Origin of the sequence: Pantoea sp. YU22 (assembly GCF_003970755.1) — a bacterium.
Taxonomy (GTDB): Bacteria; Pseudomonadota; Gammaproteobacteria; order Enterobacterales; family Enterobacteriaceae; genus Pantoea; species Pantoea piersonii.
The window spans coordinates 69,295-94,116 of sequence record NZ_RYDU01000007.1; the positions used below are offsets into that span (position 1 = coordinate 69,295).

General features: G+C 58.4%; 21 protein-coding genes. 3 read left to right on the plus strand and 18 right to left on the minus strand.

Going from position 1 to position 24,822, the window contains the following annotated elements:
* Positions 1-58: 58 nt before the first annotated feature.
* The 7 genes from glgP to EKL29_RS12125 form a co-directional block, all read right to left on the minus strand.
* Positions 59-2,506, minus strand: a complete 2,448-nt coding sequence (gene glgP / locus EKL29_RS12095; protein ID WP_120457241.1) for a glycogen phosphorylase — start codon at positions 2,504-2,506, stop codon at positions 59-61.
* Between the two features lie 21 nt (positions 2,507-2,527).
* Entirely contained in the window at positions 2,528-3,961 is a 1,434-nt protein-coding gene (gene glgA / locus EKL29_RS12100) for a glycogen synthase GlgA (RefSeq protein ID WP_120457238.1), read from the minus strand.
* A 70-nt stretch (positions 3,962-4,031) separates the two neighbouring features.
* The gene (gene glgC, locus EKL29_RS12105; RefSeq protein WP_120457236.1) at positions 4,032-5,318 is read right to left on the minus strand and encodes a glucose-1-phosphate adenylyltransferase; all 1,287 of its coding nucleotides are present in this window, start codon (positions 5,316-5,318) and stop codon (positions 4,032-4,034) included.
* A gap of 10 nt (positions 5,319-5,328) precedes the next feature.
* Complete coding sequence (glgX, locus tag EKL29_RS12110) at positions 5,329-7,305, minus strand: glycogen debranching protein GlgX (RefSeq protein WP_126689810.1); 1,977 nt, start codon at positions 7,303-7,305, stop codon at positions 5,329-5,331.
* Positions 7,302-9,485 carry a 1,4-alpha-glucan branching enzyme gene (gene glgB, locus EKL29_RS12115; protein ID WP_126689811.1) on the minus strand — a complete coding sequence of 728 codons (2,184 nt, stop codon included), beginning with the start codon at positions 9,483-9,485 and terminating at the stop codon, positions 7,302-7,304. The genes glgX and glgB overlap by 4 nt, the downstream gene beginning before the upstream one ends.
* A gap of 357 nt (positions 9,486-9,842) precedes the next feature.
* Complete coding sequence (gene asd / locus EKL29_RS12120; protein ID WP_120457230.1) at positions 9,843-10,952, minus strand: aspartate-semialdehyde dehydrogenase; 1,110 nt, start codon at positions 10,950-10,952, stop codon at positions 9,843-9,845.
* A 12-nt stretch (positions 10,953-10,964) separates the two neighbouring features.
* Entirely contained in the window at positions 10,965-11,198 is a 234-nt protein-coding gene (locus tag EKL29_RS12125) for a hypothetical protein (protein WP_126689812.1), read from the minus strand.
* On the opposite strand from EKL29_RS12125, the gene EKL29_RS12130 reads away from it, so the two are divergent.
* On the plus strand, positions 11,173-11,766 hold the full coding sequence (locus tag EKL29_RS12130; protein WP_120457228.1) for a YhgN family NAAT transporter: 594 nt from the start codon (positions 11,173-11,175) through the stop codon (positions 11,764-11,766). The two genes, EKL29_RS12125 and EKL29_RS12130, sit on opposite strands and share 26 nt — an antisense overlap.
* 231 nt (positions 11,767-11,997) lie before the next feature.
* On the opposite strand, the gene gntU is transcribed toward EKL29_RS12130, so the two are convergent.
* The 4 genes from gntU to EKL29_RS12150 form a co-directional block, all read right to left on the minus strand.
* Positions 11,998-13,338: a gluconate transporter gene (gntU, locus tag EKL29_RS12135; protein WP_120457226.1), complete on the minus strand. Its 1,341-nt coding sequence runs from the start codon at positions 13,336-13,338 to the stop codon at positions 11,998-12,000.
* Positions 13,339-13,340: 2 nt separating this feature from the next.
* On the minus strand, positions 13,341-13,877 hold the full coding sequence (gene gntK, locus EKL29_RS12140) for a gluconokinase (protein WP_120457224.1): 537 nt from the start codon (positions 13,875-13,877) through the stop codon (positions 13,341-13,343).
* 139 nt (positions 13,878-14,016) lie between these two features.
* Positions 14,017-15,012, minus strand: a complete 996-nt coding sequence (gene gntR / locus EKL29_RS12145; RefSeq protein WP_126689813.1) for a gluconate operon transcriptional repressor GntR — start codon at positions 15,010-15,012, stop codon at positions 14,017-14,019.
* A gap of 92 nt (positions 15,013-15,104) precedes the next feature.
* Positions 15,105-15,800 carry a pirin family protein gene (locus EKL29_RS12150; protein WP_126689814.1) on the minus strand — a complete coding sequence of 232 codons (696 nt, stop codon included), beginning with the start codon at positions 15,798-15,800 and terminating at the stop codon, positions 15,105-15,107.
* 360 nt (positions 15,801-16,160) lie between these two features.
* Here EKL29_RS12150 and EKL29_RS12160 point away from each other — a divergent pair, with 360 nt between their 5' ends.
* On the plus strand, positions 16,161-16,652 hold the full coding sequence (locus EKL29_RS12160) for a GNAT family N-acetyltransferase (RefSeq protein ID WP_126689816.1): 492 nt from the start codon (positions 16,161-16,163) through the stop codon (positions 16,650-16,652).
* A 40-nt stretch (positions 16,653-16,692) separates the two neighbouring features.
* Here the strand turns inward: EKL29_RS12160 and ggt are convergent, their stop codons facing one another.
* Complete coding sequence (ggt, locus tag EKL29_RS12165) at positions 16,693-18,444, minus strand: gamma-glutamyltransferase (RefSeq protein ID WP_126689871.1); 1,752 nt, start codon at positions 18,442-18,444, stop codon at positions 16,693-16,695.
* Between the two features lie 189 nt (positions 18,445-18,633).
* On the opposite strand from ggt, the gene EKL29_RS12170 reads away from it, so the two are divergent.
* Positions 18,634-18,912 carry a DUF2756 domain-containing protein gene (locus EKL29_RS12170; protein ID WP_120457216.1) on the plus strand — a complete coding sequence of 93 codons (279 nt, stop codon included), beginning with the start codon at positions 18,634-18,636 and terminating at the stop codon, positions 18,910-18,912.
* Here EKL29_RS12170 and ugpQ read toward each other — a convergent pair.
* The 6 genes from ugpQ to livF all read right to left on the minus strand — a co-directional run bounded on the left by ugpQ (position 18,909) and on the right by livF (position 24,821).
* Positions 18,909-19,652 (minus strand): glycerophosphodiester phosphodiesterase, encoded by a 744-nt coding sequence (gene ugpQ, locus EKL29_RS12175; RefSeq protein ID WP_126689817.1) that lies wholly within the window; start codon positions 19,650-19,652, stop codon positions 18,909-18,911. The two genes, EKL29_RS12170 and ugpQ, sit on opposite strands and share 4 nt — an antisense overlap.
* Positions 19,649-20,722, minus strand: a complete 1,074-nt coding sequence (locus EKL29_RS12180; RefSeq protein ID WP_126689818.1) for a sn-glycerol-3-phosphate import ATP-binding protein UgpC — start codon at positions 20,720-20,722, stop codon at positions 19,649-19,651. Before EKL29_RS12180 ends, ugpQ begins: the two co-directional genes overlap by 4 nt.
* A gap of 2 nt (positions 20,723-20,724) precedes the next feature.
* Positions 20,725-21,570, minus strand: a complete 846-nt coding sequence (ugpE, locus tag EKL29_RS12185) for a sn-glycerol-3-phosphate ABC transporter permease UgpE (protein WP_120457211.1) — start codon at positions 21,568-21,570, stop codon at positions 20,725-20,727.
* Positions 21,567-22,454 carry a sn-glycerol-3-phosphate ABC transporter permease UgpA gene (gene ugpA / locus EKL29_RS12190; RefSeq protein ID WP_120457209.1) on the minus strand — a complete coding sequence of 296 codons (888 nt, stop codon included), beginning with the start codon at positions 22,452-22,454 and terminating at the stop codon, positions 21,567-21,569. Before ugpA ends, ugpE begins: the two co-directional genes overlap by 4 nt.
* A gap of 62 nt (positions 22,455-22,516) precedes the next feature.
* Positions 22,517-23,833 (minus strand): sn-glycerol-3-phosphate ABC transporter substrate-binding protein UgpB, encoded by a 1,317-nt coding sequence (gene ugpB / locus EKL29_RS12195; RefSeq protein ID WP_120457207.1) that lies wholly within the window; start codon positions 23,831-23,833, stop codon positions 22,517-22,519.
* Between the two features lie 274 nt (positions 23,834-24,107).
* Positions 24,108-24,821, minus strand: coding sequence for a high-affinity branched-chain amino acid ABC transporter ATP-binding protein LivF (livF, locus tag EKL29_RS12200; RefSeq protein ID WP_120457205.1), 714 nt, complete (start codon positions 24,819-24,821; stop codon positions 24,108-24,110).
* Position 24,822 lies beyond the last annotated feature (1 nt).

Here is a 24,822-nt window from a genome sequence, read left to right on the forward strand (position 1 = left end):
CGGTTAAGATGCGCTACGCGACAGAAGATAAACGAGCGGGCTTTCGCCCGCTCGATAACTACAACCTCACCGGCTTGATATGCCAGATCTCATCCGCATACTCCTGGATGGTCCGGTCAGAGGAGAAATAGCCCATATTGGCGATATTCAGCGCGGCGCGGCGCTGCCACTCTTCCGGTTTGCGATAGAGCTCATCCACCTTATCCTGCGTATCCACATAGCTACGGTAATCCGCCAGCAGCTGATAGTGATCGCCAAAGTTCACCAGCGAATCAAACAGGTTGCGGTAGCGGCCTGGCTCCTGCGGGCTGAATACGCCGGAAGCGATCTGCGTCAATACCTGATGCAGCTCGGCATCCTCTTCATAATATTTACGCGGGTTATAGCCGCCAGCGCGCAATGCTTCGACCTGCGGCGTGGTGTTGCCGAAAATAAAGATATTCTCCTCGCCGATGTGCTCAAGCATCTCGACATTCGCGCCGTCCAGCGTCCCTATGGTCAGCGCGCCGTTAAGCGCGAATTTCATATTGCTGGTGCCCGATGCCTCGGTCCCCGCCGTTGAAATCTGCTCGGAGAGATCCGCCGCCGGAATAATGATCTGCGCCAGACTCACGCTGTAGTTTGGAATAAACACCACCTTCAGCTTGTTCTTCACCTGCGGATCGTTGTTGATCACGCTCGCCACATCATTGATCAGGTGAATGATATGCTTGGCCGTGTAGTAGGCCGAAGCCGCCTTGCCTGCAAAGATATTGACGCGCGGCACCCAGTCGGCGGTGGGATCGGCCTTGATGCGGTTATAGCGGGTAATAACGTGCAGCACGTTCAGCAGCTGACGTTTATATTCGTGGATACGCTTGATCTGCACGTCGAACAGCGCGTTAGGATCGAGCACCACGTCCATGTTCTTCGCTACCCAGTCTGCCAGACGACGCTTGTTATCAAACTTGGCGTCGGCCACTTTTTCGATAAATGCCGGATAGTCGATCTTCTGGTTCAGCTCGGCGAGCTGGCTGAGATCGGTACGCCAGGTGCGGCCAATCTCTTCGTCCAGCAGTTCTGACAGCGCAGGGTTAGCCAGCGCCAGCCAGCGGCGCGGCGTAACGCCGTTGGTTTTGTTGCAGAAGCGGCCCGGGAACAGACGAGCGAAGTCAGCGAACAGCGACTGTACCATCAGGTTAGAGTGCAGCTCGGAAACGCCGTTGACCTTGTGGCTCACCACCACCGCCAGCCACGCCATACGAATACGGCGGCCATTGTTTTCATCAATGATCGAGATGCGCGACAGCAGATCCCAGTCATCCGGGTAGTACTCCTGAATCGTCTTCAGGAAGTAGTCATTAATCTCAAAGATAATACCGAGATGCCGCGGCAGGATCTTGCCGATCATCTCTACCGGCCAGGTTTCCAGCGCCTCGCTCATCAGCGTGTGGTTGGTGTAGGAGAAGACCTGGCAGGTCACTTCAAACGCATCGTCCCAGGTAAACTTATGATCGTCGATCAACAGACGCATCAGCTCCGGGATCGCCAGCACCGGGTGGGTATCGTTAAGGTGGATGGCGATCTTATCCGCCAGGTTGTCCCAGGTCTTATGCATCTGCCAGTGGCGGTTAAGGATGTCCTGCACCGTGGCGGAGACCAGGAAATACTCCTGGCGCAGACGCAGTTCCCGGCCTGAGTAGGTGGAATCGTCGGGATAGAGCACGCGCGAGACGTTTTCCGAGTGGTTTTTATCTTCAACCGCCGCAAAGTAATCACCCTCGTTGAACTTGCCGAGATTGATTTCGTTGCTCGCCTGCGCGCCCCACAGGCGCAGCGTATTGGTGGCGTCGGTATCGAAGCCGGGGATGATTTGATCGTACGCCATGGCGACAATCTCTTCAGTCTCCAGCCAGCGGACTTTCGCTCCTTCATGCTGGATGCGGCCGCCGAAACGCACTTTGTAGCGCGTGTTATAGCGCTGGAATTCCCAGGGGTTGCCATACTCCAGCCAGTAATCGGGCGACTCTTTTTGCTCGCCGTCGATAATGTTCTGTCTGAACATGCCGTAATCGTAACGAATGCCGTAGCCGCGTCCCGGCAGGCCCAGCGTGGCGAGCGAATCGAGAAAACAGGCGGCTAACCGTCCGAGGCCGCCGTTGCCGAGGCCGGGATCGTTCTCTTCTTCCATCAGATCGGCAAGATTCAGCCCCATCTCATCCAGCGCCTGATTGAGATCGTCATAAATGCCCATCGCCATCAACGCGTTGCCTAACGTCCGGCCCAGCAGAAACTCCATCGACAGGTAGTAAACCTGACGTACATCCTGCGAAAGCTGCGCGCGGCTGGAGCGCAGCCAGCGCTCCACCATACGGTCGCGCACCGCCAGCAGCGAGGCGTTGAGCCAGTCATGCTGGTTCGCCACGGATGGATCTTTACCGATGGTGAACATCAGCTTATAGGCAATCGAGTGTTTCAACGCTTCGACCGTCAGTGTCGGCGACGTATAGTTGAAAGGAGCATTCATATCAGTTATCCCAGTCTCTCGTTACAGCAAACGTTGGTAAAGATCGCGGTAAGCCTGTGCGGCCACTTGCCAACTAAAATCCATCCCCATCGCCTGTCGCTGAACGTAACGCCACAGAGAAGGGCGGGACCACAATACAAAAGCACGTCGAATCGCCCGTAACAGCGACCAGGCATTGCTGTCTTCAAAGCTGAATCCGCTGGCGATGCCGTCGGCCAGGTTCTCCAGCGAGCTGTCGTTAACCGTATCGGCCAGGCCGCCCGTACGCCGCACCAGCGGCAGGGTGCCATATTTCAGGCCATAGAGCTGCGTCAGGCCGCAGGGTTCGAAACGGCTCGGCACCATGATGACGTCCGCGCCGCCGACAATGCGGTGCGAGAAAGCCTCATGGTAACCAATCTGCACGCCGACGCTGCCGGGATGCTCCGCCGCCGCGGCCAGGAAGCCCTGCTGCAGCTCGGCATCTCCCTGCCCCAGCAGCACCAGCTGGCCGCCCTGCGCCAGCAGGCCAGGCAGCGCTTCCAGCACCAAATCCAGCCCTTTCTGCCGGGTCAGACGACTGATTACCGCGAACACCGGCACGCTGTCATCGACCTTCAGCCCCATCGCGATCTGCAGCTGACGTTTATTTTCAGCCTTCGCTTCCAGCGTGTCGCGGTTATAGCGCGCGCTGAGCAGCAGATCGTGCGCCGGATCCCAGATGCCAGGATCGACGCCGTTCAGGATGCCGCTCAGGCGTCCTTCGCGCAGCCGCTGTTCCAGCAGCGCCTCCATGCCGTAACCGAACTCTGGACGCGTGATTTCATGCGCATAAGTCGGGCTAACCGCAGTAATGTGATCGGCATAGAAGAGGCCCGCCTTCAGGTAGGAGATCTGTCCGTAGAACTCCAGGCCGTGCATAGCGAAGAATTCTACAGGCAGCTCGATTTCATCCAGATGACGGGCGTTGAAGAGTCCCTGGTACGCCAGGTTGTGCACGGTAAACACTGACTTTGCCGGTCGTCCGCGCGCCTCCAGATAGGCGCAGGTCAGGCCCGCATGCCAGTCGTGCGCATGCACGATATCGGGCTGCCAGTAAGTATCCAGCCCGCAAGCGATTTCACAGCCCATCCAGCCAAGCAGAGCAAAGCGCAGATAGTTATCCACATAGGCGAACTGCGACGTATCGTGATACGGGCTGCCGGGTCGATCGTAAAGTTCCGGCACGTCGATCAGATAGATGCCCACGCCGTTGAAATGGCCAAACAGCAGCCGTGTCGGACCGGCAAAGGTCTGCAACTCGGCCACGACCTCCGTTTCAGGAATCCCCTTGCGCAGGTCGGGAAAAGCGGGCAATAGCACCCGCGTATCCGTTCCGTCCGCAATTTGCGCCTGTGGCAATGCCCCAACAACATCAGCCAACCCGCCGGTTTTTAGCAGCGGAAAAAGTTCTGAACAGACATGTAAAACCTGCATCCTCGGCCTCTTAATTAGTGATCGGGCGCGATCCTCGCGTCGATTATATGGTGCTTTTTATCGTTGTCGGCTACGCGCTGGCCAGCCTGGCAAGCATGGCGCGTGTGACCAGAACGATACCCTCTTCTGAACGGTAAAACCGACGACTGTCCTCGTCAGGATTCTCTCCTATCACCATGCCTTCCGGCAGCACGCAGGCGCGGTCAATCACGCAACGACGCAGGCGGCAGGATCGTCCTACCACCACGTCAGGCAGCAGTACGGCGGAATCGATATTGCAAAAAGAGTTAATGCGTACGCGTGGAAACAGCACGGAATTCACCACGACTGAGCCAGAGATGATGGTGCCGCCGGAGATCAGCGAATTCATCGTCATTCCATGGCTGCCCGAGCGGTCCTGCACAAACTTGGCGGGCGGCAACGGCTCCATATGCGTACGGATCGGCCAGGTATGGTCATACATATCCAGTTCCGGCGTCACCGATGCGAGATCGAGATTAGCGCGCCAGTAAGCCTCCAGCGTCCCCACGTCGCGCCAGTAAGGCGGCGAGTTTTCATCCTGCTGTACGCAGGAGAGCGTAAACGAATGGGCGTACCCTTCGCCGCTCGCCACCACCTTCGGCAGAATATCTTTGCCGAAGTCGTGATTGGATTCAGGCTCCTGCAGATCTTCTTCCAGCAGCTGATAGAGATAATCGGCGTTAAACACGTAGATCCCCATACTGGCGAGCGCCTGAGTATCGTCGCCTGGCATGGCAGGCGGCTGCGGCGGCTTCTCTACAAAGTCGATCACTTTATTATTTTCATCCACGGCCATGACGCCAAAGGCGGTCGCTTCATGAAGCGGCACGGGTAAGCAGGCGATGGTGCACTTCGCGTTGGCGTCGACGTGGTCGAGCAGCATGCGCGAATAGTCCATTTTATAAATATGATCGCCAGCCAGAATCACGATGTATTGCGCCTGATAGCGGCGAATAATGTCGAGATTCTGCGTTACGGCGTCTGCGGTGCCGCGATACCAGTGTTCCGTTAGCGTGCGCTGCTGCGCCGGCAGCAAATCCACAAACTCATTCATCTCTTCGTTGAAGATAGACCAGCCGCGCTGAACGTGCTGCGTTAGCGTGTGCGACTGATACTGGGTAATGACGCCGATACGGCGTATCCCCGAGTTAATGCAGTTCGAGAGCGCAAAATCGATAATGCGAAACTTGCCGCCGAAATGCACGGCCGGCTTGGCGCGTTTGGCGGTCAGGTCTTTCAGGCGCGTGCCTCTTCCCCCGGCGAGGATTAGCGCAACAGTCTGTGTAGGGAGCTGGCGGGCCAGCATCAGGTGATCAGTTCTGTCTAACTTAACCATGTCTGACTCCTTATGATTGCTTTTGGAACACGCACACACCGTGTGCGGGACCATGCCAGACAGTCGACAAAATGGGATTGTCATCCCCGGCGAAAGGAGGAACGGCACGCCATTCTCCGTCTGGTAAGGCGATGTCACTCACCGAATCCGTGGCGTTTATTGTTATTAACCAGCGGCCGGAGAGCAGAATCTGCATTCTGTGCGCCTTCTGTTCCCACTCCTCTCGCTGCAGTGGCCTGCCGCTGGAATTTAGCCACTGCACATTGCCGTCGCCCTCTTGCCACCAGCGATCGGCGGTTAACGCCGGGATCTGCTGACGCAAACGGATCAGGGCGGCGGTAAAATCTACCAGACTGCTCTCTTCTTCCTGCCAGTCGAGCCAGGTCAGGAGGTTGTCCTGACAATAGGCGTTATTGTTGCCGCGCTGGCTGTGGCCGCGCTCGTCGCCCGCGAGCAGCATTGGGGTGCCCTGCGCCAGCAGCAGCGAGGTCAGCAGCGCATGGGCGCTAAGGCGGCGACGCTCAATCACGTCGAAGTTGGCGCGCAGCCCCTCCACGCCGTGGTTGTGGCTGAAATTGCCGTTGCTGCCGTCGCGGTTGTCCTCGCCGTTGGCCTGATTGTGCTTATGGTTAAAGCTCACCAGGTCACGCAGCGTAAAGCCGTCGTGCGCGGTAATCAGATTAACGGCGGCGTGCGGCAGTCTGCCGTCACGCTGAAACAGGTCGCTGGAAGCGGCGAAGCGCCGGGCGAACGCGCCGTTGCTGACGTCGCGATGCAGCCAGAAGCGCCGCATATTGTCGCGGAAATGGTCATTCCACTCGGCGAACAGGGGCGGAAAATTGCCGACCTGATAGCCGCCGGGGCCAATATCCCAGGGTTCGGCGATCAGCTTGACCGTTGAGAGCAGCGGACAGGCTTTGATCGCCTCAAACAGCGGCGCATACGCTGAAAAATCGGGCGTGCGTCCCAGCACCGACGCCAGGTCGAAGCGAAAGCCGTCGACATGGCAGACGCGCACCCAGTAGCGCAGCGCTTCCAGCGCCCAGTTCATCACCAGGGGATCGCTGAGGTTCAGGGTATTGCCGCATCCGGTCCAGTTTTCATATTCGCCCTGCGGGCTAAGCCAGTAGTAGCTGGCGTTATCGACGCCGCGCAGCGATAGCGTCGGGCCGATCTCCTCCAGCTCGGCGGTGTGGTTGAACACCACGTCCAGCACCACTTCAATGCCCGCCGCGTGCAGGTTTTTCACCGCCTGCTGAAACTCCTGCAAAGGCGTCGCGCTCTCCTGCGAGGCGTAACGCGGATCGACGGCCCAGAGGGCGAAAGGGTTATAGCCCCAGTAATTGCTTAGCCCAAGGCGCTGCAGACGCGGCTCGCTGGCGAAATGGGCTACCGGCAGCAGCTCCAGCGTGGTAATGCCGAGATGGCGCAGGTAGTTCACCATAACAGGATGGCCGAGCGCGGCGTAAGTCCCGCGCAGCGATTCCGGAATTTCCGGATGTCGCTGCGTTAATCCGCGCACGTGAGCCTCGTAAATCACCGTGTTGCCCCAGGGCGTGCGCGGGGCGATATCCCCTTCCCAGTCGAAATCTTCCGCCACCACCAGCGACTTAGGCGCCACTGCGGCGCTGTCCTGCTCATCAGGCCGATCGATGCCGCCATAGATGCGCGCGTCGTCCGTCACCTCGCCCTCCACCGCACGGGCGCAGGGATCGACCAGCAGCTTGGCTGGATTAAAGCGGTGTCCGCGTTCCGGCGCCCAGGGGCCGTATACGCGGAAGCCGTAGCGCTGGCCGGGTTTCAGCGCGGCTACATAGCCGTGCCAGATATCGCCGGTACGCGCTGGAAGTTCGAAACGCCGCTCCTGCCCCTCGTTAAACAGGCAGAGTTCGACGCGCTCGGCATGCCGGGAAAAGAGCGTAAAGTTTACGCCCTTGCCGTCGTAACTGGCGCCAGGTGGCTCAGCACGTCCCGGAAGCAGCGTCATTCCGCCTCCTTCACCAGCCAGATGGTAGCGAGCGGCGGCAGCGTCAGCGACAGCGACAGCGGTCGGTTATGGCTGTAGATCTCATCGGTATGCACCACCGGGTTACGCGTATCGCTACCGTGATAGCTGTGCTGGTCGGTGTTGAGCACTTCGCGCCAGTTGCCTGCCTGATTAACGCCGAAGCGATAGTTATGGCGCGGCACCGGCGTAAAGTTACTGGCGACGATAATCTCATTGCCGTCGCGATCGCGACGCACAAAGACGAACACCGAATTTTCGCGATCGTCGACAACCAGCCACTCGAAGCCAGCGGGATCGAAATCGAGCTGATGGAGCGGCGCATAGTGGCGATAGGTATGGTTCAGATCGCGCACCAGCCGCTGCACGCCGTGGTGCCAGTTATCGGCGCCCTCCAGCAGATGCCAGTCAAGGCTGACGTCGTGGTTCCACTCTCTGCCCTGAGCGAACTCGCCGCCCATAAACAGCAGTTTCTTGCCGGGGAAGGCCCACATCCAGCCGTAGTAGGCGCGCAGGTTGGCAAACTTCTGCCAGGCGTCACCCGGCATACGGTCAAGCAGCGATTTCTTGCCGTGCACTACTTCGTCATGGGAGAGCGGCAACATAAAGTTTTCGGTGTAGTTGTACATCATGCCGAAGCTCATCAGATCGTGATGATGGCTGCGGTACACCGGGTCGAGCTTCATGTAGTCGAGCGTGTCGTGCATCCAGCCCAGGTTCCACTTGTACCAGAAGCCGAGGCCGCCCGCTTCCGGCGGACGCGATACGCCGTCGAAGTCGGTAGACTCTTCGGCGATGGTGACGCTGCCCGGCGCCGCGCGTCCCAGCGTGCGGTTGGTGTAGCGCAGAAAGGCGATGGCTTCGAGATTTTCCCGGCCGCCATAATGGTTCGGCACCCATTCGCCTTCGGCGCGGCTGTAGTCGCGGTAAATCATCGAGGCCACCGCATCGACGCGCAGTCCGTCGATACCGCAGCGCTCTATCCAGTAAAGCGCGTTGCCCGCCAGATAGTTGCTCACTTCGCGGCGGCCAAAGTTGTAGATCAGGGTGTTCCAGTCCTGGTGAAAGCCTTCACGCGGATCGCTGTGCTCATACAGCTCGGTGCCGTCAAACTTCGCCAGGCCGAAATCGTCGCTGGGGAAGTGGCCTGGCACCCAGTCCAGCAGCACGTTAAGGCCCGCCTCGTGCGCGGCATTGATAAAATAGAGGAATTCGTCGCGCGTGCCGAAGCGCCGCGTCGGCGCATACATGCCGAGCGGCTGATAACCCCAGCTGCCATCGAAAGGATGCTCATTGACCGGCAGCAGCTCAATATGGGTAAAGCCCATCTCTTTGACGTAGGGCACCAGCTGCTCCGCCAGCTCTTTGTAGCTGAGCCAGAAATTATTCTCGGTATGACGCCGCCACGAGCCGAGGTGCACCTCATAGACAGAAATCGGCGCGTCAAATTCGTTGCGCGCCTTACGCTCCTCGGCCATCTCGACCTTCGGCGGCAGGCCGCAAATCATCGACGCCGTTTGCGGACGCATTTGCGCCTCAAACGCGTAGGGATCCGCTTTAATGCGCAGATGGCCTGTATGATCGACGATTTCGAATTTGTAGAGCTGCCCGTTGTACGCGCCAGGCACGAACAGCTCCCAGATGCCCATTTCACGGCGGAAACGCATCGGATGACGACGGCCATCCCAGAAGTTGAAATCGCCTACTACTGAAACGCGCTGCGCGTTGGGCGCCCAGACGCTAAAGCGCGTGCCGTGCACATCGTCAATCACCGCAGCGTGTGCGCCCAGGGTTTCGTAAGGACGCAGATGGGTCCCTTCCGCCAGCAGCCAGGCATCCATCTCCTGCAACAGCGGACCAAAACGATAGGCGTCGTCGATCAGGTTTTGCTGACCGTGCCATTCCACCGCCAGCTGGTAGCGAAACATATTCTTGCGGCGTGGCACCACCGCGCTGAAAAAGCCGCGCGGATCGAGGCATTTCAGCTGGGCGACTTTACGCCCCGTGTTGGTTTCGATAACCCATACTTCCGAAGCGTCGGGCAGCAGCGCCCTGACTTCCAGCCCGTTGGCTGTCTGGTGCATCCCCAGTAAGGCGAAGGGATCGGAATAATTACCCGCAAACAGGGCATTGATCGCCAGGCGATCGGGAAGCTCTGACATGACTTTCTTCCTGTGATTATGTGGCAGGCGAAATGAGCGCGGCTTTTGCCACGCATCAGGTGCGCTGCTCTTCATTGAGCCATGCGTACAACGGCAGAGAAAGGAAACCGCTCCGTGGGAAAATAACTTTGCCGTGTACAACAACTATTCAGTGCGAAATACAAAACAGTCAACAACCGGCACATCATTGTTAAATCATAGCTTGGGCTTGCAAGTTGCCAGCCCGGAAAGCAAAAAATTATTGGCGGGGACGTAAAAAAGGGAAGCCGATCACTTACAGACGGTAAGCGGTTTGACTTATTTCAGAATAATCAGGTAAGAGGCCGGGAAAATCCCGGCCTCGCTTAGTTTTTTATTTTAGTCCACCAGCAGACGCAACATGCGGCGCAGCGGCTCAGCTGCGCCCCACAGCAGCTGGTCGCCGACGGTAAAGGCGGAAAGATATTCCGGCCCCATATTGAGCTTGCGCAGACGGCCGACCGGCGTGGTCAGCGTGCCGGTCACCGCCGCAGGCGTCAGTTCGCGCATGGTCAGCTCGCGGTCATTAGGCACCACTTTCACCCACTCGTTATGCGACGCCAGCAGCTGTTCGATTTCCGCCAGCGGCACATCTTTTTTCAGCTTCAGGGTAAATGCCTGGCTGTGGCAGCGCAGTGCGCCGACGCGCACGCACAGGCCATCGACTGGAATCGTCTGCTGCGTGCCGAGGATTTTGTTGGTTTCCGCCTGGCCTTTCCACTCTTCGCGGCTCTGGCCGTTGTCGAGCTGCTTATCGATCCAGGGAATCAGACTGCCAGCCAGCGGCACGCCGAAATTATCGGTAGGCAAGGTGCCGGAGCGGGTCAGCTCAGTGACGCTGCGCTCGATGTCGAGAATAGCTGAAGCGGGATCCTGCAGCGAGGTGGCGACGTGGTTATGCAGCATGCCCATCTGCGTCAGCAGCTCGCGCATATGGCGCGCGCCGCCGCCGGAAGCGGCCTGGTAAGTGGCGACCGAAGCCCACTCCACCAAATCCTGAGCAAACAGGCCGCCCAGCGACATCAGCATCAGGCTGACGGTGCAGTTGCCGCCGACGAAGGTCTTAATGCCGTTGTCGAGACCCTGACGAATCACCTGATGGTTTACCGGATCGAGAATAATGATGGCGTCATCTTTCATGCGCAGCGTCGAAGCCGCGTCAATCCAGTAGCCCTGCCAGCCGCTTTCACGCAGCTTTGGGTAGACTTCACTGGTATAATCGCCGCCCTGACAGGTGATAATGATATCCAGCGCCTTGAGCGCCTCGATATCAAACGCATCCTGCAGCGCACCTGTGGACTTGCCGCCAAACGTCGGCGCAGACTGTCCCAGCTGCGAAGTGGAGAAGAAGACCGGATTAATAACGTCAAAATCACGCTCTTCGCTCATGCGCGACATCAGCACGGAGCCGACCATACCGCGCCAACCAACAAAACCTACATTCTTCATTTTCTGTCCGTCTCAGTCAGCGATAACAGCCGACCTGCTTACCGAAGGGAAGAACGGAATGGTGTTTTCACTCCGCTCTGCGTCATAAATGGATTTACCTGTGAACAACAACTCTACAAAATGCAGCTTTTCTGGCAAGTGAATTAATTCGATTAAGCCAACTTTTTCAGCAGCGCGGCTAATAACCTCGCGCCGGGATGTAAGGGATAACGTAAAACAAATGACTGAAATGATTTCTGTAACCATTTTACTGCTGCTTATTATGGATCCGCTGGGCAACCTGCCGATTTTTATGTCGGTATTGAAGCACCTGGAGCCGAAGCGGCGGCGTGCGGTATTGATCCGCGAGCTGCTGATTGCGCTGGTGCTGATGCTGCTGTTTCTCTTCGCGGGCGAACGCATTCTGACCTTTCTTAATCTGCGCACCGAAACGGTCTCAATTTCCGGCGGCGTGATCCTGTTCCTTATCGCTATTCGTATGATTTTCCCGTCGGGCGAAAGCAGCACCAGCGGACTGCCCGCCGGTGAGGAGCCGTTTCTGGTGCCGCTGGCGATCCCGCTGGTCGCCGGCCCCTCGCTGCTCGCCACGCTGATGCTGCTGTCGCATCAGTATCCTAATCAGATGGGGCATCTTGTCGGCGCGCTGCTGATCGCCTGGGGCGTGACGGTAACGATTCTGCTGCTGTCGGGCCTGTTTTTGCGGCTGCTGGGCGACAAAGGCGTCAATGCGCTGGAGCGCCTGATGGGGCTGATACTGATTATGCTGGCGACGCAGATGTTCCTGGACGGCATTCGCGTCTACCTGAAGCTATAGCGGCGTTGCACAGGGGATCGCTTACTGGCTTTGTATGAAGCTGCGCTTTCGGGCAAAACGCCCTGTGACGGCCTGCTGAATAAAAATAAAGCTGGCCAGCAAAATATTTTTAAAACAGCGCGGTGAGAAAACAGCGGGAAGAGCAGAAAAAAACAAAATTGTCGCCGGCAAAGTTGAGTTTTTCGAGGCGTAGCAGAAGAGCCACCGCGCGCTGGCGCGGCGGCTCAGGATTTACGACAGCAGTTGAAAGGCAATCATGCCGACAATCGCGCCGACGGTGCCGAGAATCGTCTCCATCAGCGTCCAGGTCTTCAGCGTTTCCCCTTCGGTCGCGCCGGTAAAGCGGCCGAACAGCCAGAAACCCGCGTCATTAACGTGGCTGATAATAATGGAGCCGCCGCCAATGCAGATTGAGAGCGCCGCCAGCTGCGCGCCGCTGTAGTGCAGCGGTTCGATAACCGGCATCACCAGCCCGACCGTCGTGAGGCAGGCAACCGTCGCTGAGCCCTGAATCACGCGCACCGCGCCAGAAAGGATAAAGCAGGCCAGCGCAACAGGCAGCCCCGCGCCGGTCAGCGCATGGCCCAGCACCGGGCCGACGCCGGAATCTACCAGCACCTGCTTGAACACGCCGCCTGCGCCGATGACCAGCAAAATAATGCCCGCGGGTTGCAGCGCGCTGCCGCACACCTGCATCACTTTCTCTTTATCCATACCCTGACGGTAAGCCAGACCGTAAATCGCCACCAGACAGGCGAGCAGAATCGCCGTAAAAGGATGGCCGATAAACTCCAGCCATTCATACAGCGTAGAGCCTTGCTCGGTGAAGCGTGCGCCGATGGTCTTTAGCCCTACCAGCATGAGCGGGAACAGGATCAATGCCAGGCTGAAGCCGAACGACGGCAGCTTCGCCGCGTCAACGTCCGGCTGGTGATCTTCCGGCGGCGCGCTAAAGGTCACGCGGCGCGCAATCAGCGAGCCAAACAGCGGACCGGCAATCAGCATGCCGGGGATCGCGGCGCAGAGCCCCAGCAAAATCATCCAGCCGAAATCGGCGTGCATCTGCGAAGCCAGCAGCATCGGCGCAGGGCCCGGCAGCAGAAAGGCCGCCGACGCCGCCACGCCGGCGAACAGCGGGATCACCAGCTTCACCAGGTTGTCATGGGTACGGCGCGCCACCGCAAAGGCGATACTGATCAACAGCACAACCGCCACTTCAAAGAAGAGCGGCAGCGCGCAGATAAGACCCGCGATGCCCATCGCATAGTGCGCGCGGCTTTCGCCGAAGGTTTTCAGCATGCGGATAGCGATCTGATCGACCGCGCCCGTCTCATGCAGGATTTTGCCGAACATCGCGCCCAGCGCGACAACAATAGCCAGAAAGCCCAGCGTGCCGCCCATGCCCTTCTGCATGGTGTCCGCGATCTTGTCCAGCGGCATGCCGGAACAGAGACCCGCACCAATCGAAACCAGCATCAGCGCGACAAAGGCGTGCATACGCGCTTTCATCACTAAAAAAAGCAGCAGCAGGACAGAGCCTGCTGCAGTTAACACCAGCGTTGCGGTACTCATGACTAACCCTTGTTGATGGCTTTCCCGATAGCCGCAACCGTAGCCGCAACAACCTCGTCAACGGAATGATTGATATCCACCGTCAGCACGTCCGGCTCGTCAGCGCCCGGCTCTTCCAGCGTGGCGAACTGCGTCACCAGCATTTGGGGTTTAAAGAAGTGGCCCTTACGCGCCTTCAGGCGTGACTCGATAGTGTCGAAATCGCCCTTGAGGTAGATAAAGCGCAGATTGTCATTGCCCTGACGCAGGATGTCGCGGTAACGCTTTTTCAGCGCGGAGCAGACGATAATGGAGATTGCCTGCGTACGCTGCATGGCGAACGCAGCGTCATTGAGCGCCTGCAGCCACGGCTGTCGATCGTTGTCGTCCAGCGGATGACCTTCGGCCATTTTTAAAATATTGGCGCGCGGATGGAGAAAATCGCCGTCGAGAAAAGCGGTATTGAGCTGGTGAGAAACCTGATTAGCGACAACGGATTTACCGCTGCCTGAAACGCCCATCAAAATAAAGACGTGATGAGACGAGGATTGAGTGGTCATTTTTCTGCTCCGGCAGGTAAATTCGCCAATGTTACCGATAACAATAGTGGTTGCCATTGTGTTAAGCACATTACGGACTGGCAACCCTGTTTAGCCGGAAAAGCACGAAAGTGTGAGCTGACTCATAAAAACGCCAGATTCAGATGCTGCCGCCTTCGCTAATAGCAAAACCAATATCCAGCGGCGCGGAGACGCTGAAATCACCGCTGATGCGCGCCAGCAGCATGGCGGCCGCTTCACGTCCCATGCGTTCGCGCGGCGTCAGGACGGTGGCCAGCTTCGGCGTCACCACCTGACTAATATCATGGCCGTGAAATCCGGCGATCGCCATTTGCGTCGGCACTTTTAATCCCTGGCGCTGGCATTCGAACATGGCGCCGACGGCCAGGTCGTCGTTGGTGCAGAACAGGCTGTCGGTTTGCGGATAGCGACGCTGCGCCTCGCACAGCAACATACCGCCCGCGCTGAAAGAGGAGGCCTCTTCCATCATCACGCTACGCGGTTCCAGCCCCGCTTCGCGCATCGCTTTCTCATAGCCCTGCTGTTTCTGCAGGGTACGCTCATCGAGACGCGCCCCCAAATAGACCGTATACCGATGTCCTTTGCTCAGTATGGCGTGAGTCATCTGACGCGCCGCTTCGACGTTATCGAATCCCACCGCCATATCAAGGCAGGGCGATACGCTGTCCATCATCTCAATCACCGGAATACCGGCCACTTCCAGCATGCGCAGCGTGGCAGGCGTATGGGTGCGCTCGGTCAGGATCACGCCGTCGATGTTCCAGCCCAGCAGCGAACGCAGCTGTAGCTCCTCTTTTTGCGGACTGTAGCCGAAATGGGCGACCAGCGTCTGGTAGCCCGCTTCATCCGTTACCGCTTCGATGCCGCGCAGAACGTCGGAGAAAACCTGATTGGTCAGCGAAGGCAGCAGCACGCCGATGGCGCGGCTGGTGGCGTTAGAGAGCATATCCGGCGCGCGATTGGGTATGTAGCCCAGCTCATCAAGCGCGACGGCGATCTTGTCGCGCAGCGGCGCAGAAACCTGCTCAGGATTGCGCAGGTAGCGGCTGACAGTCATTTTCGTTACGCCGACACGATCGGCAACGTCCTGTAATACCGGTCTTTTTTTCTTCATCGTAAGCGCCCAGGGTCACAATTACGACGAGTCTATCACTATTCGGCCGCAGATTTGTAAGCAGGGCGCGACAGTGCGCGCCCCGTCACCGCTTAGACCGGCGGCAGATCGAACAGCAGCACTTCCGCGTCGCTGCTGGCCTCAATCGTCAGGCTGGCTTCATCCCAGATGGCAAAAGCGTCACTGACGCCGGCGGTTTCGCCGTTGACGCGGATATCGCCTTTGACGACCTGAATCCAGACGCGGCGTCCCGTTTCAATCTCGACGGCATCTTTTTCGCCCGCGCTGAATACCCAGCGCGACAGCGTCATATCCTGATAGACCTTCAGCGAGCCTTCGCGCGCGTCCGGCGTCAGCACAAACTGGCGGCCTTTTACATCGGGAAAACGGCGCTGAGCGTAACGCGGCTCAATGCCAGTACGCTCTGGAATAATCCAGATCTGATAAAGGTGCAGCGGGTCGCTGCTGCTGGCGTTGTACTCAGAGTGACGCACGCCGGTGCCCGCGCTCATGATCTGAAATTCCCCTGCCGGGATCTGCTCTTTATTCCCCATGCTGTCCTGATGCTCTACGGTGCCGGAAAGCACGTAGGTCAGGATCTCCATATCTTTATGGGGGTGAGTGCCGAAGCCCTGCCCGGCAGCAACCACATCTTCGTTAATGACGCGCAGCGCCGAGAAGCCCATAAAATTCGCATCGTGATAGCTGGCGAAAGAGAAAGTGTGCCAGCTATCAAGCCAGCCGTGGTTAGCGTGACCGCGTTCTTCTGCTTTGCGTAAGTAGATCATGTTCAGTTCTCCTCAATGTTTTAAAACAGTCTGAACCTGAGCCGAACCTATTGATAGCTGAAAAACTTCACGCCTCTGTTCAAAAATAGTGAACAAGCGCAGAGAGGATGGTGAGCGCTGCTGAATGAGCTAACAGGAAAGCGGGACAAAAAAAAGCCAGCACCCGGCTGGCTAAAAAATACTGGAAGCAATGTGAGCAATGTCGTGCTTTCCGGTTTGTCTGGCGACGCCCCGAGAACGCATCGCAATAATAATCATTATCATTCTCGTCTGTAAAGCCTTTTATGATCTTTTCTGTTGATTATTAATAAGATTTCCTTGATGTTTGAAGGGTTTTCCGCCCACACAAGGAGAAAGAAGATGAGCGAGATTGTTGTTCGACACGTAGCGCCTGATGATGCCGCCGCCCTGCTGCATATCTACAGTCAGCCGGACACCATGGCGAATACGCTACATCTCCCGCTGCCTTCGCTGCAAAAATGGCAGGAGCGGCTAAACCATCTTTCTCCGACGGGACATTCGCTGGTCGCCTGCATTGAAGGAAAAGTTGTCGGACAGCTGACGCTGGACATCATCGCCACGGCGCGTCGCCGTCACTGCGCCACCCTGGGCATGGGGGTCGATCAGGATTATCGCAACCGCGGCGTCGGCAAAGCGCTGCTCGGCGCGGCGGTGGATCTCTGTGATAACTGGCTACAGGTCACGCGCATGGAGCTGACGGTGTTTGCCGACAACCCTGCCGCCATCGCTTTGTATCGCCATTTCGGTTTTGAAATCGAGGGGACGGCGAAGGGATATGCTATGCGGCAGGGCGAAATGATCGATACGCACTATATGGCGCGGCTGAAATAGAAAACGGGGCCAGACCGCTGGCCCCGTCTGTTTCTCTGGCTTAATAGCCGGCGCTCAAATCTCCCGGGGTACGCGGGTCCGATGCGCCGTACAGCGTGCCGTCCGGCCCAATCATAATGCTCTGCGTACTGCCCATCGCAGGCAGCACCTTCACATGCTGCCCCTTATTCTCCAGCAAACGCAGCGTATCGGGGCTGAACCCTTTCTCAACGCGCAGCTGATCCGGCAGCCACTGATGATGGAAGCGCGGCGCACTGGTCGCTTCCGCGACGTTCATCCCGAAATCGACACTGTTCACCACCATTTGCAGCACGGTGGTAATAATGCGGCTGCCCCCCGGACTGCCGGTGACCAGCCAGGTTTTACCCCCTTTCGCCACAATGGTCGGCGACATCGAAGAGAGCGGACGCTTGGCAGGCTGCACCGCGTTCGCTTCGCCACCGACTAAGCCGTAAACGTTCGGCGTACCCGGCTTCGCGGAGAAGTCATCCATCTCATTATTCAGCAGAATGCCGCTGTTACCCGCCACGATGCCGCTGCCGAAATTGGTGTTAAGGGTGTAAGTTACCGCTACTGCCGTGCCCTGCTTGTCTACCACCGAGAAGTGCGTGGTCTGGTTGCTCTCATAAGGCTCCAGCTTGCCGGGCTTGATCTCGCTCGACGGACGCGCTTTCGCCACGTCAATCTGCTGCGCGATCGACTTTGCGTAGGCTTTGCTGGTCAGCGCCTGCCAGGGCACCTTTACAAAATCGGGATCGCCGAGGTACTTCGAGCGGTCAGCATAGGCGTATTTCTCCGCTTCGGCGATAACCTGCATCGCGTCGGCGCTACCAAAGCCCATTTTCGCCAGATCGAAATTTTCCAGGATATTAAGGATCTGCACGATATGGATCCCGCCCGATGAGGGTGGCGGCATAGAAAAGACCTCATAGCCGCGATAAGTGCCGCTGACGGGCTTACGCTCGACGGCGCGGTAGGCCGCCAGATCCGCTTTGCCGATCAACCCGCCGTGCTGCGCCATCTCACCGGCGATCTCGTCAGCGATTTCGCCCTTATAAAAAGCGTCCGGCCCCTGCTGCGCAATCAGCTGCAGACTGTGGGCGAGGTTTTTTTGCACCAGACGATCGCCTGTCTGCCACGGGGTGCCGTCAGGTTTAAAGAAGATCGCTTTACTGTTGGGGTGAGCGAGCAGCACCTCTTTGCCGTAGGTTTTCAGATCGTCCGCCAACGCGTCGTTGACGATATAGCCGTCGCGCGCCAGCTTAATCGCCGGGGCCAGCAGCGTGCTGAGCGGCAGCGTGCCATATTTTTGCGCCGCCAGCGCAAAGCCCGCTACGCTGCCCGGCGTGCCGGAAGCGAGGTGCGACGTCAGCGACAGCTTGCTGTCGGCGTTGCCCTGCTTGTCGAGGAACATATCGCGTGAGGCGCGGGCCGGCGCCATTTCACGGAAATCGATAGAGGTGGCGCGACCGGAAGCGGTGCGCAGCAGCATAAAGCCGCCGCCGCCGAGATTACCCGCCTGCGGGTGGGTAACCGCCAGCGCGAAGCCAACGGCGACGGCGGCGTCCACCGCATTGCCGCCCTGCCGCAGGATATCCACGCCCACCTGCGTCGCCAGCGCATCGACCGAGGCGACCATGCCGTGCTGCGCTCTGACCGGATGAAAGGTATCATCCTCGACGCCATAGGAGACGGGCGGCGCACTGGCAGGCGCGGCATCGGCGACGCTGACTACCGTTAAACTCATCATCACAGCCCAGCCAAGCTGGCGTATATTTCCTCGCATCATCATCATCCCTCTACCCTTTTCAGTTATTTACATTTGTTATCACGCAGGCAAGTCTTTACAAGAACAACTAAAAAATAACATCTAAGTCAAATTCGGTGCGTTCCTGGGAGAGAAGTTTGTGAGGTTGCTAAACTTATAGCTGCGGCCATGGCAGATCAGATGCCGTTAAGGCCGCCTGACGGAGGAAGTTACATGAAAAAATGGTTAATCGTTTTTGCCGCACTGCTGCCGCTAAGCGGTATGGCTAATATGCTGAACAATACTAATCAACCTAATCAGCCGGGCTACAACCCGAGCCAGCAGCGTATGCAGACGCAGATGCAAATCCAGCAGCAGCAACAGCAGGGCAAACTGCAGCAGGATCAGCAGCAGCAGACGCAGCAGATACAGCGGAAACTACAGGAGCAGCGGAGCAGCGCCCAGCAGCGCGTGATTAATGCGCAGCCGGGACAGCAGCAGAACCGTAATTAACGGAAGTCGGGGCCGATGATGTCGATGCGATCGGTGCAGATGGCGTCAACGCCCCATTCCAGCAGCGTACGCGCCCGGTCAGGATCGTTCACCGTGTAGACCAGAATATGCAGACCGGCGGCCTTCAGCGCCGAGACGCGCTCTGCGTCGAGCAGCTTATGGTTAAGGTGAATTGAGACACAGGCGAGCGCCGCGGTTTTTATTTGCCACTCCTCATCCCACTCATCCAGCAGCAGGCCACGCGGCAAGTCGGGCTCCGCCTGCATTGCCGCCTCCAGCGCCTCATAAGAGAACGACGACAGCAGCGGCGCAGTCATCCCCTGCCACAAACGCTTCGCCGCATGGGCGATGGCGCGGCCGGTTTCCGCTTCGCTGCCGGTAGTGGGTTTAATTTCAATATTCGCCATCATGGCATGCTGCCGACAGCGCGCCGCGACGTCGGGAAGCAGCGCCAGCGGTTCCCCGTCAAACGCCTTGCCGAACCAGCCGCCCGCGTCGAGCTGCGCCAGTTTTTCCCACGGCAGATCGCCCGCTACGCCCCAGCCGTTGCTGGTGCGATCGAGCGTATCGTCGTGCAGCAGGAAAATCTGCTTATCCTGCGACAGCTTAGCGTCGAACTCGATCATGGTATGACCCAGCTCCGCGCCGACGTCGATCGCCGCCAGGGTATTTTCCGGGGCCAGTTTGCCGCCGCCGCGATGGGCGACGATATGAGGATAGGGCCAGCTGTGTGTGTTCATTCCAGACGCTTTCCGGTAGTTGAATCGAAATAGTGTAACGCATCCGACGGCAGATGCAGCCACAGCGTGCTGCCCGCCTGCGGCCGCTCGCTGTGCGGCAGACGCACCACCAGCGGCGTCTCGCCGATGCGCCCGTGCGCCAGATTGTCCGCGCCGAGCAGCTCCAGCGTCTCTACGCGCAGCGGAATGCCATCGCGCTCATGCGGGCTGACCTGCACATGCTCCGGACGAATGCCGAGCGTAACGGCGCGATTAGCCCACTTCGCTTTGCTGTCGCCGAGCGGCAGGGAGTGCGAGTTATCGATATTGAAGCGTGTACCGTCGCTGCCAATCTGGCCGACCAGCAGATTCATCGCCGGCGCGCCGATAAACGAGGCGACGAACTGGCTGGCGGGACGCTCATAAATGTCTACCGGCGTGCCGATCTGCTCGACAAAACCTTTGTTCAGTACCATCACGCGCTGCGCCAGCGTCATCGCCTCGACCTGATCGTGCGTCACATAGAGGCTGGTGGTTTGCAGACGGCGATGCAGCTGCTGAAGCTCAAGCCGCATCTGAACGCGCAGGCGCGCGTCCAGGTTGGAGAGCGGCTCGTCGAACAGAAACACCGACGGCTCGCGCACGATAGCGCGTCCCATCGCCACGCGCTGGCGCTGTCCGCCGGAAAGCTCGCGCGGACGGCGGCTCAGCAGCTGATCCAGCTCCAGACTGCGCGCCGCCTCCAGCACGCGCAGGCGGATATGCTCTTTGCTCATCCCACGGATCTTCAGCCCATAGGCCATGTTCTCTTCTACCGTCATATGCGGATAGAGCGCGTAGTTCTGGAACACCATGGCGATGCCGCGATCTTTCGGCTCCATCTGGGTGACGCGCTTGTCGTCGATATAGATATCGCCGGAGGTGACGCGCTCCAGCCCCGCCACCATGCGCAGCAGCGTCGATTTGCCGCAGCCGGAGGGACCGACCATCACCATAAATTCGCCGTCATTGACGGTGACGTTAAGCGGCTGAATGATTTGATTCTTGCCGTCGTAAGACTTGGTTACCGCCTGAAGGGTTACGCCTGCCATGCTTATTTCTCACTCTCGACCAGGCCACGCACGAACGCGCGCTGCATGACCAGCACCACCACCACCGGTGGGATCAGGGTTAATAACATTGCCGCCATGACTTCGTTCCACTGCGTCGGCGATCCGCTGGTAGAGATCATGCTTTTGATCCCCGCTACCGCGGTGCTGAGCGAGGCGTCGTTGACGATCAGCAGCGGCCAGAGATACTGGTTCCAGCCGTAAATAAAGGTGATAACGAAAAGCGCCGCGAGGTTAGTTTTCGATAGCGGCAGCACGATATCCCAGAAGAAGCGCATCGCGCTGGCACCGTCGATGCGCGCCGCCTCGATTAGCTCGTCCGGCAGCGACATAAAGAACTGGCGGAACAGGAAGGTCGCCGTGGCCGACGCCATCAGCGGCAGCGTCAGGCCGCTGTAGCTGTCGAGCATATTGAGGTTGGAAATCACCTGTACCGTCGGAAAGATACGCACCTCGACCGGCAGCATCAGCGTGATAAAGATGAGCCAGAAAAAGAGCGTGCGCAGCGGAAAGCGGAACCAGACCAGTGCAAAAGCGGAGAGCATCGACACCGTGATCTTGCCGACGGTGATGCCGAACGCCATGATCAGGCTGTTAAGCAGCATCAGGCTAAAAGCCGGGCCGCTGCCGTTAACGCCCTGCGTCCAGATGCGCGAGACGTTCTCCCACAGATGGGTTCCCGGGATGAGCGTCATCGGCACCTGATAGACCGCTTCGTTATCCAGCGTGGCGGCGACAAAGGCGACGTAGAGCGGAAACAGAATAGTGAGCACGCCCAGCACCAGCAGCGTGTGGCTGAAGATATCCAGCCCGCGACGGTTTTCAATCATTGGTACTGTACCTTACGCTCAACGAAGCGGAACTGAATAACGGTCAGGCCGATAACCAGCAGCATCAGCACTACCGACTGGGCCGCCGAAGAGGAGAGATCCAGCCCGGTAAAACCTTCACGATAAATTTTGTAGATAAGCGTAGTGGTCGCCTGCACCGGACCGCCGCCGGTCGCGGCGTCAATAACCGGGAAGGTGTCGAAGAAGGCGTAGATCAGGTTCACCACCAGCAGGAAAAAGCTGACCGGCGTAATCAGCGGCAGCGACAGATTGAAGAAGCGCCGCACCGGACCGGCGCCGTCGATCGCCGCGGCTTCCACCAGCGATTTCGGAATCGACTGCAGCGCCGCGAAAAAGAATAAAAAGTTGTAGCTCATCTGCTGCCAGATCGAGGCCACCACGATCAGGAACATCGCCTGGCCGCTGTTCTGGGCATAGTTCCAGTTGTAGCCAAGCTGGTTAAGGAGATGGCTAATCAGGCCGAGGCCGGGATTGAACAGAAACATCCACAGCACCGCCGCGACCACGGGCGCCACCGCGTAAGGCAGCAGCAGCAGCGTCTGGTAGAGTTTGCGCAGCCGAATAACGTAATCCACCAGCGCCGCCAGCAGCAGCGACAGCACCATGCCGCATACCGTCACCAGGGTGCTAAAGACGATAGTGGTCCAGAAGGCGTCGAGGTAGTAGCTGTCCTGAAACAGACGCCTGAAGTTTTCGAAGCCGACAAAGGTGCTGGAGATGCCGAACGGGTCAAGGCTCTGCAGCGAATACCACAGGGCTTCGCCCGCGGGCCAGAGGAAAAAGATAGCGGTAATCAGCAGCTGCGGCAGCACCAGCAGATAGGGCAACAGACTGGTGCGGAACACCGGGCGAGATGAAGACATAGCGTACTCTGTCTGAGAAAGAGAACAGGGTCGGCGCGCGCCGACCCTTTTACCGAACGGAATTACTTCACTTGCTGTTCAAAGCGGCGCAGCAGCTCGTTGCCGCGTTTCACCGCGTTATCCAGCGCAGCCTGTGGCGACTGTTTGCCGGTCCAGACGCCTTCCAGCTCCTCGTCAACCACGGTGCGGATCTGCGGCATATTGCCCAGACGCATGCCTTTAGTGAACGGCAGCGGATCTTTGTTCAGCATCTGACGCGTCGCGATATCCGCGCCAGGGTTCTTGTCATAGAAGCCCTGCTGCTTGCTCAGCTCGTAAGCCGCGGTGGTGATCGGCAGGTAGCCGGTTTTCTGGTGCCATTCGGCAGCGATTTCCGGCTGCGCGAGGAACTGCATAAACTCCGCGACGCCCTTATAGGTATCGGCGTTTTTGCCCTTCATCACCCACAGGCTGGCCCCGCCGATAATGGCGTTCTGCGGCGCGTTCGGCACGGTTTCGTCATACGGCATCATGCCGACGCCGTAGTTGAATTTGGCGTAGTGCTTGATATCCGCCAGCGAACCAGAGGAGGCGGTAGTAATACCGCAGTCGCCGTTATAGAACTTGGCGGTGGACTCGTCTTTACGGCCAAAGTAGGTGAAGTCGCCTTTCTTGTTCATATCCTCCAGCATCTGGATATGGCGTACCTGCACCGGCTTGTTGAATTCCAGCACCGCATCGGTGCCGTCGAAGCCGTTGTTTTTGCTGGCGACCGGCAAGGCGTGCCAGGCGCTGAAGTTTTCGATCTGGATCCAGCCCTGCCAGCCGCTGGCGTAGCCGCAGGTCAGGCCCGCTTTACGCAGCGCGTCGGCATCTTTCGCCAGCTCCTGCCAGGTTTTCGGCGGCTGGTCGGGGTTCAGGCCCGCTTTTTTAAAGGCGTCCTTGTTGTAGTAGAGCACCGGCGTGGAGCTGTTGAACGGCTGAGAAATCAGATGGCCGCTGGCATCGCTGTAGTAGCCCGCCACGGTCGGCACGAACTGTTTTTCGTCAAAGGGGATGCCCGCGTCCTGGAAAACCTGATGCACCGGCACGATCGCCTTCGAGGCCATCATGGTTGCGGTGCCGACTTCGTAAACCTGCAAAATGGCTGGCGCTTTGCCGGAACGTACCGCTGCGATGCCTGCCGCGAGGCTCTGCTCGTAGTTACCTTTGTAGGTTGGAACAATTTTATAGTCGGGATGCGCCTGGTTAAAACGTTGCGCCAGAGAGTCGACTTCTTTGCCTAACTCGCCCTCCATAGAATGCCAGAAAGGAATCTCAGTGGCGGCCAGCGCATTGCCGCTGATAGCCAGGCCCAGAACCGCACTCATCAGGCTACGACGAAAAGTAAACACGGACATAGAATTTTCCTGTGCAGGTAGGTACGCGCGATATCACGCATTTTTTGTTCGCGGTGTAACATGACACGGGGAAATGACGGATTAATAACAGATAAATGACAGCCGTATGACGGCAAGATGAAAGGGTTTAGCTGACCTTTTTAACAGACTACAGCCGCAGGCCATTGGCGACGCAGCCAGATTACGGACGGCCAGGGCACAGTCACCGGAGCGTACATGCAGTACGCGAGGATGACGAGCGCTGCCCAACCGCAATCTGGCAAGCCAGCCAGCCCTAGGCGCCTAAATAGGCGCTGCGGACGGCTTCGTTGGAGAGCAGGGCTTCCCCGGTATCTTCCAGCACCACATGGCCGTTTTCCAGCACATAGCCGCGATCCGCCAGCTTCAGCGCCTGATTGGCGTTCTGCTCCACCAGGAAGATAGTCATCCCCTCTTTGCGCAGCTGTTCGATGGTGTCGAAGATCTGCTGGATAATAATCGGTGCCAGTCCTAGCGAAGGCTCATCCAGCAGCAGCAGACGCGGCTGGCTCATCAGCGCGCGGCCGATCGCCAGCATCTGCTGCTCGCCGCCGGACATGGTGCCCGCACGCTGGATTTTACGCTCCGCCAGGCGTGGGAAGAGTTCATAGACGCGCGCGATGCGCGTCTGATAATCCCGGCGGCTGGCAAAGAAACCGCCCATCGCCAGGTTCTCTTCCACCGTCATGCGCGAGAACACCCGGCGTCCTTCCGGCACGATAGCGATCGCCTCGCGCATGATGCGCGCGGTTTGCCAGTCGGTAATCACTTTGCCGTCAAAGGTAATCGTGCCCTGCGTGGCGCGTGGCTCGCCGCACAGCGTGCCGAGCAGCGTGGTTTTTCCCGCGCCGTTGGCGCCGATCAGGGTGACAATTTCCCCCTGGCTGATATGCAGACTGACGTTATGCAGCGCCTGGATCTTGCCGTAGTGCGCGCTGACGTTATTAACGGATAACATCGGGTTTGCCATG

Bases quoted from the DNA above. Each gene is read 5' to 3' on its own strand.
- ggt (WP_126689871.1), bottom strand. From the start codon at position 18,444: ATGATGATGCGAGGAAATATACGCCAGCTTGGCTGGGCTGTGATGATG.
- EKL29_RS12125 (WP_126689812.1), bottom strand. From the start codon at position 11,198: ATGGTTACAGAAATCATTTCAGTCATTTGTTTTACGTTATCCCTTACA.
- EKL29_RS12170 (WP_120457216.1), top strand. From the start codon at position 18,634: ATGAAAAAATGGTTAATCGTTTTTGCCGCACTGCTGCCGCTAAGCGGT.
- glgB (WP_126689811.1), bottom strand. From the start codon at position 9,485: ATGTCAGAGCTTCCCGATCGCCTGGCGATCAATGCCCTGTTTGCGGGT.
- EKL29_RS12180 (WP_126689818.1), bottom strand. From the start codon at position 20,722: ATGGCAGGCGTAACCCTTCAGGCGGTAACCAAGTCTTACGACGGCAAG.
- gntK (WP_120457224.1), bottom strand. From the start codon at position 13,877: ATGACCACTCAATCCTCGTCTCATCACGTCTTTATTTTGATGGGCGTT.
- asd (WP_120457230.1), bottom strand. From the start codon at position 10,952: ATGAAGAATGTAGGTTTTGTTGGTTGGCGCGGTATGGTCGGCTCCGTG.
- livF (WP_120457205.1), bottom strand. From the start codon at position 24,821: ATGGCAAACCCGATGTTATCCGTTAATAACGTCAGCGCGCACTACGGC.
- ugpQ (WP_126689817.1), bottom strand. From the start codon at position 19,652: ATGAACACACACAGCTGGCCCTATCCTCATATCGTCGCCCATCGCGGC.
- ugpB (WP_120457207.1), bottom strand. From the start codon at position 23,833: ATGTCCGTGTTTACTTTTCGTCGTAGCCTGATGAGTGCGGTTCTGGGC.
- EKL29_RS12150 (WP_126689814.1), bottom strand. From the start codon at position 15,800: ATGATCTACTTACGCAAAGCAGAAGAACGCGGTCACGCTAACCACGGC.
- gntR (WP_126689813.1), bottom strand. From the start codon at position 15,012: ATGAAGAAAAAAAGACCGGTATTACAGGACGTTGCCGATCGTGTCGGC.
- glgC (WP_120457236.1), bottom strand. From the start codon at position 5,318: ATGGTTAAGTTAGACAGAACTGATCACCTGATGCTGGCCCGCCAGCTC.
- EKL29_RS12160 (WP_126689816.1), top strand. From the start codon at position 16,161: ATGAGCGAGATTGTTGTTCGACACGTAGCGCCTGATGATGCCGCCGCC.
- gntU (WP_120457226.1), bottom strand. From the start codon at position 13,338: ATGAGTACCGCAACGCTGGTGTTAACTGCAGCAGGCTCTGTCCTGCTG.
- glgA (WP_120457238.1), bottom strand. From the start codon at position 3,961: ATGCAGGTTTTACATGTCTGTTCAGAACTTTTTCCGCTGCTAAAAACC.
- ugpA (WP_120457209.1), bottom strand. From the start codon at position 22,454: ATGTCTTCATCTCGCCCGGTGTTCCGCACCAGTCTGTTGCCCTATCTG.
- glgX (WP_126689810.1), bottom strand. From the start codon at position 7,305: ATGACGCTGCTTCCGGGACGTGCTGAGCCACCTGGCGCCAGTTACGAC.
- EKL29_RS12130 (WP_120457228.1), top strand. From the start codon at position 11,173: ATGACTGAAATGATTTCTGTAACCATTTTACTGCTGCTTATTATGGAT.
- glgP (WP_120457241.1), bottom strand. From the start codon at position 2,506: ATGAATGCTCCTTTCAACTATACGTCGCCGACACTGACGGTCGAAGCG.
- ugpE (WP_120457211.1), bottom strand. From the start codon at position 21,570: ATGATTGAAAACCGTCGCGGGCTGGATATCTTCAGCCACACGCTGCTG.